Annotated in this window: 1 protein-coding gene; it reads right to left on the bottom strand. The window is 39.9% G+C overall.

The annotated features are described in order from the left end of the window. On the bottom strand, positions 1-199 hold a 199-nt coding region (locus AOA61_RS06100), incomplete at its 3' end, for an adenylyl-sulfate kinase (protein ID WP_143521190.1). Between the last annotated feature and the right edge of the window lie 29 nt (positions 200-228).

Genomic DNA, 228 nt, shown 5'->3' with positions numbered 1-228 from the left:
TATTATCTCCATCCAATACATAAGTCCTTACTTGAAGCTCATGAAGTCTTTTTGCAACTGCATTTGCCAATGTAGACTTTCCTGAACCAGAAAGCCCTGTAAACCAGACCGTACAGCTTTTGTGATTATTCAGTTGGTGACGATCTTCCTTTGAAATTACTGTGTCATGCCAGTAAATGTTCGTTGCTTGTTCTGTCATACGGTCACCTTCATTCCACGGATTAAAAC

The sequence above is a fragment of the Pseudomonas sp. 2995-1 genome, assembly GCF_002742505.1.
Classification (GTDB): domain Bacteria; phylum Pseudomonadota; class Gammaproteobacteria; order Pseudomonadales; family Pseudomonadaceae; genus Aquipseudomonas; species Aquipseudomonas sivasensis.
Note: the sequence above shows the minus strand (reverse complement) of the source record. Positions and strands in the feature narration are given on the sequence as shown.